Below are 14542 nucleotides of genomic sequence, written 5' to 3'. Positions count from 1 at the left end.
ATTGTTATTTGCGATTTTTTGTTTGTAAAGTTAATTAAAAGTGATTAGCTTTTGATGTTATGAGATTTAGTCCGAAGGAATAAATTTGTAAGCAATTAACTATACATTTTGTTACCAGCTTTTTTCCATTTTTCAATTAGTTCATTCGACAAGGTTGCGCCCCAACCATTTGATCCTGCATTATGCATTTTAAATAGCTCTAAATCAAATTCTGACCTGATTCTAATTTGACATAATTTCTGTATTCCATTAAGCATAGAATAAGATAATTTAGGATTCCACTCACCATAAATTTGGGAAGCGCTTATTTCTCTTATGTTTTGAGTTATTTCGTGAATTGTGTTTTGATATTTAGGGTATTCGTTGATCAATTCTTCTGGAAGTTCATCTCCTAAGCCTTTAATTTTAATTTGATTGCATTCATTATCCCATTCAGGAATGTTGTCCGTTGTCAATAAATCTAGCATTTTATTTCCGAATTGAATTAGGTCAGAATCATTAATTGCATGTTTCCTGGAATAATATATAAGACTAAAGACACCAATTGCGGTCATTGCCCTAATGGAAAGTCTGTTAAATTCTTTTAAATTATCCATCTTGGTAGTTTGAATTGCTGGTAACGGTTTGTGTATTGTTATTTGCGTTTTTTAGTTGTAAAGTTAATTAAAAGAGGTGAGTTTTTGGTATTGCGAGATTTGTCCGAAGGATAAATCCGCAAGCAATTAACCATACATTTTGTTGCCTGTAGTTTTTATTTCAGTTCAATTACTTCGATTTTATTTTTAGTCAAACTCACTCCAACTTTGAATTCAGGCTCCCATTTGAATTCAGGATTGTTTTTTCTTTGGAAGCTATATATAGTCCAATAATATACATTTCCATCGTCAGAGATACTTTCGAGGTTAGAACTTGTTTGTCCTTTTATTTTGCGTATTCGTTTTTTAATTTGTCGGTTAGAATCAAATATCTTTTGAACCTTTGATATTCGTTTCATTTCAGCGATAGTCTCTTTGCGAAATTTTTTTTCAGAGTTTACTCCGTGAATACTGTCCATTTTTTTCCAAAGTTCTGTATGTACTGTTTTTACGCTGTCAACTAATTTTTGTGAAATTATAGAGCCTGCAACTTGATAAAGTTCAATTTCCCATTTTTTTCCAACGAATTCCATCGCTTTTCTATAGTGATAATTCGATGAGCCATAAGTCAAAATTCGATCAGGTTTTCTTTCGGCTTGCGAGAATGAAGTCCAACTTAGAAGAATGATTAATATGAATAATGTTTTTCTCAAATTACTGGCAACGGTCTCGGCTATGAGTAGTTGCGTAGATTAGTACTAAACTTTGCAAGTCATATATCAAACTTAAAATCCGAGAGGGTTTTCAGAAGTAGAGGAGAACAAGCAATTAATTATAGCCTTTGTTAGCAGTTGGTTTTTTATTTTTTTAATGTATAATTAAACTTTGAATTTTGAATTCTTTCTTTGGTTTTGTCAAAATTCAATGAGTCATTCAATTTTTTATAGATTATATTTTTTTGAATACTAATATTGATATTGTTTGAGGTTAAATCTACACACTCAGAATATATTTTCAATGCAGATTCTAAATTCCCAATAAGATACTCCTTTGTTGCCTTTTTAAATAGTGACTCGTAAGATTTTGTAATACCGTTTGTTTTTTGATTGATTTCTATTTTTCCATTCGTGTTTTTTGAATTGGAAAATAAGATATAATGAAATAAAACTTCCTTGAGAACTTTCACCTTTTTTCCGTTTACGACTGGGGATATCCACATTCCATTAGTTTTTAAAATTGCCTTTTTCAAATTTTTGTCATATGATTTATTAATGTGATGATGAATTTTTATATCACTGACTTTTCCATCTGTATTTATCACAAATGTCGAGTAAGATAAATGTTCTTTCCCGTTTGAACGTCCTTCTACAAATGGTTGAATAAAACTTTTTACGTTAGCATAGTCTTTATTCCTGAATTTTGGATAAACTTTTTGATTTTCAATATATAAAGAGTCTTTTCCTTGTTTGATAATATTCTTTTCGTCAAGAGTTAATTCATCCAAATACACTTGCTCTCTAGAAAAAAACATCCTTGCCGAACTAGGACTAATTTTATTATTGTTTAACTCAATTAAAATTAGTTGTCTATTATCTATTTTTTCAATTTTAAACTTGTTGAATAGTAAATCGATAATATCATTTTTAACTGTGTATTTAATTTTATAGCCCTTTTCGTTGTAAACAGAGGAAATATACATTTGACCATTATTTTCAAAAGTATATTTGATAAAATTTTTATCTCTTTTTTCGATAAATGGATTATTTCCTTTATCAAATGCCTCTATTTTTGTTTTAATCCAAGAGCCAAGAATAATTCTGTTATTTTGGCTAAATAGAGTTGTAGAGAGAATAAATAAAAATAGAGATGTTGTTATTCTGATGTTCATTTTTTAACTTGCTGCTAACGTATTTGTGTATGATTTTTTGCGCTTTTTCTGTAAATTTAATAAAAAAGCTTTGAGTTGGGAATAATATGATTTAGTTTAAAAAAGTTAGTATTCCGCAACTAAATATACACACTGTTATTTGCTGGCTCTTTATTAGTTGAAAAATAAGGACTATATATTTTCAATAGCGATTATTTAAAGATGTTCTTTTATGTCGAGGTTTGTCTAAGCGCGGACTTTACTAAATAAATTGACTGTTTTTTATTTAAGTCGCCATTATGATAAATAATGCGGCTTGCATATAACGTTTAGTATATGAAAAGTAGGCGGTTTCGAAGCACTAAACTTTCAGTTAAGCATAAAGTTTGATACAAGCAGTGAACCTTTATATTAGTAATATTACGCCTATTTTTTATATACATTGTTACCAGCTTTTATCTACTCATAGTAATTAAAAGGTCATCAATCTTTGCTCTTAATAATTCAGCAGGTTCGACTCCATTATCTTTCATATCTAACATTTTGCAAAGATCTTTGGCTGATATTATAACAATTAGTTTACCTGCTTCCTTTAAGGCGCCACTTGCAGCTTTATATGCATTTACATGACCATCATTTTTAGCAATTATAAAAGCTACTGAACGTAATGCTGTTGTGAACAAATACTTCTCAGTGGTGTAAATTTCACCTTGATTGATAACATCTGAATAATTTTTGTATTCGAAAATAATATATCGACTTTTGAAATCATGAAGAATTTCTTCCCAGAAGTTTTTTCCTGAGGGTCTAACTCTACAAAGTAGGTCGAATTTGTGCAAACCGTCAAGAGTGCTGTTCTGATCTTTCCACAGTTCTAAATCATTATTGAATAAGTACTGTAATATCTCGGTGCATTTTTTTTCAAATTTTGAAAAGTCGCCACGACCAGGGCCTATATCACTTAATTCAGCACAAAGTTGCTTGCCTTTAAGTTCTATAATCTCACCTTCTTTATCGGTTATTCGAGTATTTAGAAAATCTTGGATTAAAGTTGAACTTATATTTGTGTCAACAACTGAATACTCTTCAACAGGTTCTCCAAATAATTTGAAAAGAAACTCTTCAAGTTTATAGTATAAATCACCAGAATCAATCACCAAGGCAAATAGTTCTCGAATGTCCCAAATCACTATACCATAGTTCTTAAAAATATCGTTTTTAAAAGCTTTATTTACAGAGCTAGATATAATCAACAAAGGAATAGTGTCTTTTCGATTCTTATGAACAAAGAATAATTGTTGACAAGCTCTTTTAACCAAATCAATTCTTGCCTTTTTATTTCTTTGGATTTTTATTTCAACAATTGCTTCCTTACCATTCTTTACAATATCTAAATCGTAACCAATATCTCTATTTCGGCTTACATCTTTTACTGTAAAACCTTTAAATTTTAGAATTTTAGCAATCAGTGCTTCAAATTCTTCGTAGGTTTTAAATATGTCTAGTCGCTTATTTTCTTCCATTTTCTAATTGCTGGTAACGGTCTCGTATAACCGTCAGTTACCGGTTTTAAATTACTATTTTTCGATTAAGCACTGATGCTCGCAATTCCGAGTGGATTCGGACGCAGTCGAATCCGCCGTAATTGCGGTTATACATTGTTGTAGCCAGTTTTTATTCAGTTTAATTTCCACCATTTCGGTTTTTTTGATTTTTTCCAACTTTTAAATCGTTTGTTCAAAATTGGCTTGAATTTTTCATAATTCTCCCAATTATCTTGAATATGGTAAAGTGTTGGCAAATCTGTACCCAAAGTTTCAGAATAATCTTCTAAAAAGTCTCCATTTTCATAGTATTTATACGTGAATTCATTCCCTAATTCAGTCAAATCATCATCCATTAACACTCCATCAAGATTTCTTTCGAAAAATTCAGCTCCAGTTAATTTTCTTTTTTTGACTTTAGAAATTTCTGAATTCAAAAATTCATCGTCATTTGTGTCGAAAAGTCCATTTTCAATAATCCAAGTCAAGTAAAATCCAGTATGAACATAACCTTGAAAATTGTCTAATTCATTCGGAAATTCTCCGTCAAAATGCCATTTCGCTTTATCATATACTCCGTTAAAACCATCTGGTCGTTTTAGGATTTCTACTTCAATATATTTTTTGTCAATAAATTCTTGTTTTAATTTATTCAATTCATTTATTGCTTTTGCATTTGTTCCGCAATGTTTAGTAGATTCAGAAATTCCGCTTTTCCCAATTTTTCCAGATTGAATTTTCAATAGATGTCTATCGATTTCCATCTGAACAAAATCAGTTGTTACTCTATTTTTCTTTTCTAATCGAATTGTCATTTTCAAATTGGCTACAACGTTTTGTGTATTGTTATTTGCGATTTTTGATTGTAAAGTTAATTAAAAGTGGTGAACTTTTGATTTTGCGAGATTTGTCCGAAGGATAAATCCGCAAGCAATTAATAATACATTTTGTTGGCAACTGGTTTTAATTTGTCAAAAATCCATTTCTTTTTTTTAGGGTTGTCGATAATGTAGGTCAATTCGTCTACTCTTAAAGACTTACATGAACTTTCAGATATGGGCTCGTATCTTAATTTTATAGTATCTTTTATTTTACTAATTCTAACATCATATTTATCACATCCGTTAACTTTATATATTGTTTTGACGATAATTATGTCGTCTATATAGTTAATTTGAACTTTATTAAAGTCAAACTTATATTTCCCAACGTTATATTTGTATTCTGGTTCTCCGATTTCAATAGATTTAAAACCTATTAGATTTCCATTGTGTTTTTTTTGAGTTTCAGTTACGCATGAATTAAGAAAAAGAGTAAGATACAATATAAAAAAAGAGTGATAGTATTTTTTCATCTTAGGACTTGTTGCCAACGTATTTGTGTATGATTTTTTGCGGGAAAAGGACGCGAGTCATTTTTCGTTGATGCGGAAAGATAATTAATAAGATTGAATTTCCGCCGAGGAAATTCAGCCGCAATTAATTATACACCTTGTTGTGCTACGTTTTACCAAAACAAAGGTCTTTTACAATAATAACATTTATCGATTCCAGATGTATTTATTTTACTTGATAAATTTTCGTAAGAAAGAGTTTCTATTGTTTTTTTAAATTCAGCAAGAGTCTTTTTATTTAATGTTTGAAGAGTTATTGTCAGGTAATTGTTTTTGTAAGCGATGTAATTATTACTGAAATACTTTTCTCCAATTCTAAAGTCGTGTCTAAAGATATAATTATCACCAATTTTTTTTGATAATTTCTTTAAGGAATTTGAGTTAAGAATTTCATGTTTCAGAACTTCACACTCTTCTTGGAAAAATTTATTTAAACTTTCAAAAGATTGTCTTCCTGTTATAAGTCCATAATTACAGATTTTAAACTCTAAAGAGCTTTTATTCTCTAAATCAGTATAGGATTGAACATTACTACAGGAGTCTAGTGTTTTTTGAGTTAGTGATGACGGAATCTTAATCCTCATGTTATGAAATTCTATAACTCGTGTTTCGTTAGATTTGTCATTACAGGAAAGTAATGTGAAAATAAATAAGATAAATAATAATTTTCTCATTAATCGTTTTAATGTTGCACAACGTTTTATGTGTATGTTTTTTGCGATTTTTCTGTAAATTTAATAAAAAAGCTTTGAGTTGGGAATAATATAATTTAGTTTAAAGTATTTAGTATTCCGGAATTAAATATACACACTGTTATTTGCTGGCTCTTTATTAGTTGAAAAATAAGGACTATATATTTTAAAAGCTATTATTTAAAGATGTTCTTTTATGTCGAGGTTTTTCTAGGCGCGGACTTTACTAAATAAATTGACTATTTTTTATTTAAGTCGCCATTATGATAAATAATGCGGCTTGCATATAACGTTTTGTGTATTGTTATTTGCGATTTTTTGATTGTAAAATTAATTAAAAGAGATGAACTTTTGGTATTGCGAGATTTGTCCGAAGGATAAATCCGTAAGCAATTAATAATACATTTTGTTACCCAATGTTTTTATTCAGATTCAGTTAATTTATAAAAATCAGTTTCTTTTTGAATATCAGATATAGATTTGTTGAATTTCTTTTTTAGATGTTTATCTATTAGTTTATTATAACATTCCATTTCTGACCTTAAAATGCAACCCATTGAATAGTATTCAATATCATATTTCGATCCCAAAATTTCATCCATTCCTATAATAGAGCCAATACCAAAATGAAAGTATTTTAATTCACCCTTTTTTAAGTCAATAGAGAATCTATTTTCCATTTTTTCACAAGTATCTAATTCATAATATTCAGTAAGTCTCTTTTGTTTTTGTAAAGATTTATAATATTCAGTCCATAAATGTAAATTTAAAACAAAACAGATTCCAAATGTGCCAATCATTGTTTTTGTCAAGAAATTCCGCCAATCTTTAGCGAGGGAATAAAGTCCAACACTTATAAAACCTATAAAAAATAAAACTTTTGAAATTGTCAATTCCAACTTTACATTGTACCAATATTGCATTTTTACTGAATTAAAAATTAATAAAGTAAATGTGATAATTGATAAAATTAGAAGGATGTATTTTGTTCTTGTTTTCAATTTATTGTAAATGTTGGGTAACGGTCTCGGCTATGAGTAGTTGCGTGGGTTAGCGATTAACTTTGCAAGTACACACCAAGCTGAAAATCCGAGAGGATTTTCAGAAGAGGGCGAGAACAAGCAATTACTTATAGCCATTGTTGTAAGCAGTTTTTTATAGTTGATTTATGTATCCAACAACTTTGGATTCAGGTTCGTAAAATACATATAAATATCCGTGTCCAAAGTGTAGATAAGGGTCAAATGATTCTTTATCTAAAATCTCTTGTCCATTTACAGTTTCCGAGTCATCAATATCTCCTATCTGAAATAGAAATTCCATTTTGTTTCCAGAAATTGGACAATTAAGCCAATTTTCATCGTGAATCCAATTAGGTATTACAGTGTGACCAATTTCTCCAGGCACCATGTCAAATTCGTGAACGCCAACCTTTATTTTTCTTGAAGGTGCATTTTCAATCTTGAAATTCAATTTCTTATATTCAATATAGGCATCCGATGGTATGTCCTCAAATAATTGATAAAAATTCGAATCCACATTATCCCTTATCAGTTTTGGTTTTTTTGGGTCTGAATAGTCAAAAAACACAGGTGATTGCAAGTCAATGAATATTGGACATAATAAATGTAAGTCAAAATCAATTTTCGGGAAATGAGATTCATTTTTGGATATGCACCCAAAGTAGACAATCGGACTTGTCTCTAATTCAGGAATATTAATTTCGGAACTTGCCTTTCCACCAATTGAGTTAATTCCGTTGTCGTCCAAAATCAGACTTGCTTTGTCTGATGCAGATTTTTTCTTAAATATTTTTGATAGTATTCCCATTTCTCAAATTGCTTACAACGTCTCGTATAACAAGCGTAGCCTGCCGATAGGCGGCTATGATTTGTTATACATTGTTAGCTGCTATATTTATTTTTATTCAATTCTTTTAATGCTCTTCCTGCTGCTGATTTTCCATTATCCATTGCGGTTTTGGTCAATTCAATCAGTTTATTTCTTGCAGGTTCATATTTATGAAATCCTATTATATCTATTGCTCTTTCTTGGATATACATATCTTCATCGTCCAAAAAAGAATAAATATACGATTCAATTTCCTTGCTTTTTACTAAAGCCATAACAGAAAAAGCTAATTGTTGTCTTAAATCTTCTTTATTTTCAGAAACTTTTTCCAATTCAGTCAGAAGTTCAGCGATTATTTCTTCTCTGTTGTCTAAGTCAATTTCATTTTCTCTTTTCGGATAATCAAAAACTTGAACATCCAACTCACTAAAGTCGTAAGCCTCTGGGTTTTTATTAATCGTATTTATCAATTTAGTAATGTTCTTAAATTTAGGTTCAAGATTTACTTCGTCGTGAGATAAATAACAAACAGTTCCTTTTAATTTTCCTTGAACATATAAACACCAATAGTTTGAGTTGTTATCGGTTAGTATTGGAATCAAATTTTCGTAAATTTCATATTGCTCAAAAAATTCAAGCATACTTTCAAAATCGTCTCTCTCAATTAGCTCAAAACCATCTCGGGATTCGTAACTCAGAAGATTTTTTAAGTCATCTTTTTCGATTTCGTATTTTGAAAAATGTTCCATATTTATTTTCGTAGGTATTGCAGCTAACGTTTTATGTGTATGTTTTTTTGCGCTTTTTCTGTAAATTTAATAAAAAAGCTTTGAGTTAGTAATAATATGATTTAGTTTAAAAAAGTTAGTATTCCGCAACTAAATATACACACTGTTATTTGCTGGCTCTTTATTAGTTGAAAAATAAGGATTATATATTTTCAATAGCGATTATTTAAAGATGTTCTTTTATGTCGAGGTTTGTCTAAGCGCGGACTTTACTAAATAAATTGACTGTTTTTTATTTAAGTCGCCATTATGATAAATAATGCGGCTTGCATATAACGTATTTGTGTATGATTTTTTGCGGGAAAAGGACGCGAGTCGTTTTCCGATGTTGCGGAAAGATAATTAATAAGATTGAATTTCCGGTGAGGAAATTCAGCCGCAATTAATTATATACCTTGTTGTACATAGTACTTTTATTCCCATTTCGAGATTAACTCCTTAATTCCTTTTTCAATTCCATTGTAATATTCTCCTTTTTTGAAGTCAGGAATAATAATGTTATCCATTATTTTCTTACATATTTCGTCCGTCAATATTTTTTCAGTTCCATTACCCGTTGAGATTCTTATTCTCCTCAAGTTTTTGCTGAAAACTATTGTAAGTCCGTTATTTTTTTCCTTCAATCCAATTCCGTTGTAATTTGAAAGGTCAATAGCGAATTTGTCGAAGTCAGTATATTCTCCGATTGAAGCTATTGATACTATAGCAATTTGATTAGACGATTTTTTCTCAAACTCACGAATAATCAACGTCAATTTTTCTAACTGTTCTATCGTAAAAATGAATTCATAATCATTTACTTCACGTTTCAGTTTTGGTAAATCACTTTCTCCAAGATCAAATTCTGAAAATTCAACTTTAGGCGCTTCTGATTTAGATTCTATATTATCAACCTGTTTTGATTTACAACTAGAAACTATTAAAACAGTAATTATAAATATTCTAAATATCTTTTTCATTGGTATTATGTACAACGGTTTTGTGTATGGCTCGTCGCGGAAAATCAGCTATGATTTTCCGACGTAAAACGAAGATAGCAAATTGCAATGAATTCCGATTAAGGAATTCAGTCGAGATGAGCTATACACGTTGTTACCACACGTTTTTTATTTTACTATTTTTAATTCAGTTAGTAATTGTTCATTCGAAAATCCAGAACAACTGTTGTCTTGAAATTTAATTTTTTCAGCTCCGTTATCAAGATTATAACTAATTCCGAAATTACAGGAATTGTCAGCATTCTGCATTAAATTCAGTTTACGTTCAAACAAAGCTATTTTGTTAATAACAGATTCCGTTATTTTTATTTTTCCACGCTTTATTGTTTTACCATTTTTGTAATATTTATATTTTAAAAATCCATTTTTAGGCTTTAAAATCAGCTTGTCAGATTCAAAAGTCTGATGTCCCCAAGATGAAATTAAAACCCAACTGTCATTGTTTTTAATTGACTCTTTAATTAAAGATTTCTTATCGTAGTCTTTATATTTATTTACACAGATTTTTATTTCAGTCAGTTCCTTTGTTTTTGTGAAAGTCGTATCGATTTGCTGTCCAAAAATATTCGTGTACTCGATTCTTAAAAAGTCAGAGTTATTTACGATTATCTTTTTTTCATTTCCCCAATATTTTTCAGTTTGTTCAAATTTTTGGTTGGTCAGAATTTTTGGTTTTGCCCTATCTAGTTTAAACATAGTAAAACCATTTTCTTTACTACAATCATTGGAAAACAATTCAATTTTGTTTTGGGCAAACGAAAAGATTGTGTTTAAAACTAAAATTATCGATATGTAATGTGTTTTTTTCAAATGTGTGGTAACGGTCTCGTATAACCGTCAGTTACGGGTTAAATTAGCGATTATTTTCGGATTAAACACTAGTCTTAGCAATTCCGAGTGGATTCGGACGTAGTCGAATCCGCCGTAATTGCGGTTATACATTGTTGTAACACGTTTTTTATTCAGTTGTTTTTCTAACAAATTGTAAAGTTTTTCCGTTGAATAATTCGATTGAAATAGTGTCATTTTCAATTTTTTTCAACATTCTTGTTTCATTGTTATTTTCAAAAGTCAGATTATAAGTCAGACTTTGCTCTTTTTCAAAAATTCTGTTTGGATAAGATAAACTATCCACTTTTTCGAGCCTTCCAAAAACCGAAGATTTCACATTTTTAATAGCAATGTTTTTATTCAAGTCAAAATTAGGACTCAATCCAATTATAGCACTTAAGCCACTTTGTTTTGGTTTAATAAATTGTAAGTAATATCCTGTTCTGATGTTCAAAAATTTATCCTTTTCATATTCAACTTTAGTAAAAGGCAATTCATCGTCGGTTATTTCAGTTCCAGTATATTTATATTCGTGAAAATGTCCTCCAGGACAACCCATTAACATAAAACAGACTAAAATCAAAAAGATTATGTTTATTTTAGATTTCATTTGTGTTTGTTTGGTCGAAATGTGTTACAACGTATTTGTGTATGATTTTTTGCGGGAAAGGACGCGAGTCGTTTTCCGTTGTAGCGGAAAGATAATTAATAAGATTGAATTTCCGTCGAGGAAATTCAGCCGCAATTAATTATACACCTTGTTGGGCAACGTTTTCTAATAATCCGCAAGAGTTATTTTCACTCCGTTTATTTCCATTCCGCTTTTCAATTCCGTTTTTTTGATTTCGTAATAAGGATTCCACTTTTCCAAAATCAGTTTGTTTTCGTTTGTCCAGCCTTTTATTTTAAACCCGTCTGGAATTAGTCCTTTTTCGAGGTCAAATTCAGTTTTTTTATTTTCAATAACAGACCAAAATACTCTTGAATATCCAAATCCGCCATTGTCTAATTGGTATTCATAATATTTATGTTTTTTGTTTGGTGAAATTGCCTTTGAAATAAGAATAAAATCACCTTCTTTTAGTGAATGCTTCGAATGAAAAGTTTCCGCAACTTCATTAAAGTCAGAGTTGATTTTAACTCCGATTCCAACAATTCCGATTAAAATTATTGTAGTTATTATTAAAATCCATTTTTTCATTCAGCTCGGGATTTTCAAATGTTGCCCAACGGTCTTGTATAAGAATAGTAAGGGGTTAAAACGCTCTTACTTATCGGTTTAGTACTTAGCCAAATTTACAATTTTACCGTTAATTTTCTTTTTATATAACCGTCAAATTGAAAATTTGGCGGTCTTTGTTAATTAGCACAAGATTTGGGTTTTGCACTATAACCCTTATTATTTTTATACCTTGTTACCTGCTGGCTTTTCATTCTCAAAATCAAAATATAACTGGACATAACCATTTATTGCTTGAAGTCTTAGAGTTAGGCTCTCAAATTTCCATTTCCGACCATCCCATTTATCTTTATTAAATTCATTATCTCTCAGTTCTCCTTCATTATCTATATCATTACCAAAATAAGTTAACATTCTTTTGACTAACCTTTTAACTTCTTTATCGATTATAAACCAATTTGTAGGTTTGTCTTGACTTAAGAAAGTACTTGTTTCTTCTTCTGTGTTGGTAGGATAAAAGACTCCAATTTTATTAAAAAAACCAAATAAAAAATAGGGAAAATAAAATGTTCTAAAAATGCCATCTTCAGATTTTGAATCATAAAAACTATCTGACTTTAATAAATCTTGCATAATTTTTAAATCGAGGTTAGGGTTATCAAAATAGAAGAATTTTTTGTAAAATTCTAAGAACTCGTTGGGTTTGAAAACTCTAGTATTTATATTTAGTTCCTCAAATACTTTTTTAGTTTTTTTAAAAGATCTGTTATCATTAATTACATAAATATTACAAGTTGAAGCAAAGGCAGCGTGAAAAGCATCATCAGTTGTATTTTTAAATGTTTCTTTTCTGCCTTTTTTGATATTTACAGTATCTTCTTGGTAACCGTGCATATCAAGTTTTAGATATGTATTTGTTATATCATCAAACCATTTTGGAGCATTTTGATATTCAGGATAGAACTGTTCAGGATTGAAACCTAATTTATCATAAGTTTTTTGAATGAATTCAAATGGTTTTTTTGTATCGAATATTTGATCTCTATTAATTCCTGTTCCGCTTTGAACTGTTTTTCTTAAATCTTTATAATCTTCCAATTCGTTAAGATTGAAGTTCATTTTACTAAAACTTTTAAAGAAACCTTCTATTGTAGGGTTTTCTTTTAAACCAGGGAACATTTTTTCCATAACTTCAGAACTTTCAGGTGTTTCAAAAGCTTGTTTAAAAGACTCTTCAATTGGAATAGACTTGAGTAAATCAAATATTGGTTTTACAAGCCTTTTTGTTAATTCATCATCTTCAAAGTTTTCTAATAATCCATCTATACTTATATCTTTGAATGTGTTTTTGTCAGAGATATTTTGTTCAAACAATTCTTTTGGCGGATAATAGTCTAATATGATTCCTTTTCCATTATTAAAAAGGCAATACTCATTTGTTATATCAGAAATAAATTCTAAATCAGAATTTATATATTCTTGCTGTTTTGATGTTTCTTTAAAGCTAGAGGATATGTCGTTTATGTGTGAAGTTGAAAAGGGTATTAATAAATTTTCATTGTTTAATATTAGCTCTTTCAATTCATCGTGTTTTCCATTTTTCATTTGGGATAAAACATTCCAGTCAAAATAAACTTTTATCATAGGTTTTGATTAATCTTGATTTTCAGCTTGCAGGTAACGTATTTGTGTATGATTTTTTGCGGGAAAAGGACGCGAGTCGTTTTCCGATGTTGCGGAAAGATAATTAATAAGATTGAATTTCCGATGAGTAAATTCAGCCGCAATTAATTATACACGGTGTTAGCTGTAGTTTTATCTATAAATTATTTTCTTAATTTCTTTATCTGAATTTACTTTCTTTACACTAAATTTTAAGCCATAAGATTCATTATTTTCCTCTCCAATGCTAAGAGTTTTTATTCTATTCTTATTAATTATAACATAAAAATCGTCTGACTTTTTTTCTGAAGAAAAAATAATATCTGATCTTTTCGGGCTATACTTAGAAACAATTTCAACAATCTCATTTACTACAGGGTTTTTGTGATTAAATTTGATGTAGATTCTGTTCTGTTTATTATTAAATAATTTCTCGTTTATCCAAATTTTATTCTCTGTTGAATTAATTCTATGTTTTTCTATTCTTCCGTTTAAGTACTCAATACTTAATTCTTTATTTATTAATGAACTATCACAATAGAAAAAAACACTGTCTTTGACTACTCTCTCAGGCATTTGAATATTTCCTTTTTGAATATAATGTTTGAAAGGTTTTACATGATAAATAGTGTCATTTATTCTTGTTAATTTACCATGAAACTCTTCATAGTTTCCATGGTTTTGACTTGAATTTACATAAATTATTGTGTCACGATTCTTTAGTTTTACAATTTCTAATTCACACTGTTTTACAAAGTCAAAACAATAAAAGTCATGAAAAAAATATTCAACATCTGACTGTTTAATGTCTTTTTTAGAACATGAAATTAAAGATGAAAAAACTAAGATTAAAGTTAACTTAGTTACTATGCTTCTAATCATATTTATCTTTTGGTTTAAGTTCTATTACAGCTAACGTTTTATGTGTATGTTTTTTTGCGCTTTTTCTGTAAATTTAATAAAAAAGCTTTGAGTTTGGAATAATATGATTTAGTTTAAAAAAGTTAGTATTCCGCAACTAAATATACACACTGTTATTTGCTGGCTCTTTATTAGTTGAAAAATAAGGACTATATATTTTAAAAGCTATTATTTAAAGATGTTCTTTTATGTCGAGGTTTTTCTAGGCGCGGACTTTACTAAATAAATTGACTATTTTTT

At 29.2% G+C, this 14542-nt stretch carries 16 protein-coding genes; all 16 read right to left on the bottom strand.

Translation table 11 applies throughout. The features are described from left to right. Window positions 1–95 precede the first annotated feature (95 nt). Window positions 96–467: a hypothetical protein gene (locus ACSIGC_RS09300; RefSeq protein WP_442264551.1), complete on the bottom strand. Its 372-nt coding sequence runs from the start codon at window positions 465–467 to the stop codon at window positions 96–98. Window positions 468–751: 284 nt separating this feature from the next. Beyond that, complete coding sequence (locus ACSIGC_RS09295) at window positions 752–1168, bottom strand: hypothetical protein (protein ID WP_442264550.1); 417 nt, start codon at window positions 1166–1168, stop codon at window positions 752–754. 266 nt (window positions 1169–1434) lie between these two features. Beyond that, window positions 1435–2463, bottom strand: coding sequence for a hypothetical protein (locus tag ACSIGC_RS09290; RefSeq protein ID WP_442264549.1), 1029 nt, complete (start codon window positions 2461–2463; stop codon window positions 1435–1437). A gap of 434 nt (window positions 2464–2897) precedes the next feature. After that, entirely contained in the window at window positions 2898–3965 is a 1068-nt protein-coding gene (locus ACSIGC_RS09285) for a restriction endonuclease (protein ID WP_442264548.1), read from the bottom strand. Between the two features lie 155 nt (window positions 3966–4120). Beyond that, a complete protein-coding gene (locus tag ACSIGC_RS09280; RefSeq protein WP_442267755.1) occupies window positions 4121–4801 on the bottom strand; it encodes a DUF7832 domain-containing protein in 681 nt (226 codons plus the stop codon). 119 nt (window positions 4802–4920) lie between these two features. Next, window positions 4921–5340 (bottom strand): hypothetical protein, encoded by a 420-nt coding sequence (locus ACSIGC_RS09275; protein WP_442264547.1) that lies wholly within the window; start codon window positions 5338–5340, stop codon window positions 4921–4923. A gap of 152 nt (window positions 5341–5492) precedes the next feature. Beyond that, the gene (locus ACSIGC_RS09270) at window positions 5493–6053 is read right to left on the bottom strand and encodes a hypothetical protein (protein WP_442264546.1); all 561 of its coding nucleotides are present in this window, start codon (window positions 6051–6053) and stop codon (window positions 5493–5495) included. 440 nt (window positions 6054–6493) lie between these two features. Next, window positions 6494–6871, bottom strand: a complete 378-nt coding sequence (locus ACSIGC_RS09265) for a hypothetical protein (RefSeq protein ID WP_442264545.1) — start codon at window positions 6869–6871, stop codon at window positions 6494–6496. Between the two features lie 355 nt (window positions 6872–7226). Beyond that, a complete protein-coding gene (locus ACSIGC_RS09260) occupies window positions 7227–7901 on the bottom strand; it encodes a hypothetical protein (protein WP_442264544.1) in 675 nt (224 codons plus the stop codon). A 74-nt stretch (window positions 7902–7975) separates the two neighbouring features. Further along, complete coding sequence (locus tag ACSIGC_RS09255) at window positions 7976–8671, bottom strand: SMI1/KNR4 family protein (RefSeq protein WP_442264543.1); 696 nt, start codon at window positions 8669–8671, stop codon at window positions 7976–7978. Window positions 8672–9123: 452 nt separating this feature from the next. After that, window positions 9124–9669 (bottom strand): TPM domain-containing protein, encoded by a 546-nt coding sequence (locus ACSIGC_RS09250; protein WP_442264542.1) that lies wholly within the window; start codon window positions 9667–9669, stop codon window positions 9124–9126. Window positions 9670–9816: 147 nt separating this feature from the next. Then, window positions 9817–10404, bottom strand: a complete 588-nt coding sequence (locus ACSIGC_RS09245; RefSeq protein WP_442264541.1) for a hypothetical protein — start codon at window positions 10402–10404, stop codon at window positions 9817–9819. A 262-nt stretch (window positions 10405–10666) separates the two neighbouring features. Further along, entirely contained in the window at window positions 10667–11149 is a 483-nt protein-coding gene (locus ACSIGC_RS09240; RefSeq protein ID WP_442264540.1) for a hypothetical protein, read from the bottom strand. 165 nt (window positions 11150–11314) lie between these two features. Beyond that, entirely contained in the window at window positions 11315–11740 is a 426-nt protein-coding gene (locus ACSIGC_RS09235) for a hypothetical protein (protein WP_442264539.1), read from the bottom strand. 204 nt (window positions 11741–11944) lie between these two features. After that, on the bottom strand, window positions 11945–13363 hold the full coding sequence (locus tag ACSIGC_RS09230) for a hypothetical protein (RefSeq protein WP_442264538.1): 1419 nt from the start codon (window positions 13361–13363) through the stop codon (window positions 11945–11947). Window positions 13364–13534: 171 nt separating this feature from the next. Beyond that, entirely contained in the window at window positions 13535–14263 is a 729-nt protein-coding gene (locus ACSIGC_RS09225; protein WP_442264537.1) for a hypothetical protein, read from the bottom strand. Window positions 14264–14542 lie beyond the last annotated feature (279 nt).

Origin of the sequence: Tenacibaculum aquaeponti, from assembly GCF_052084715.1 — a bacterium.
Lineage (GTDB): Bacteria > Bacteroidota > Bacteroidia > Flavobacteriales > Flavobacteriaceae > Polaribacter.
This window is presented reverse-complemented; position numbering and strand designations above follow the sequence as displayed.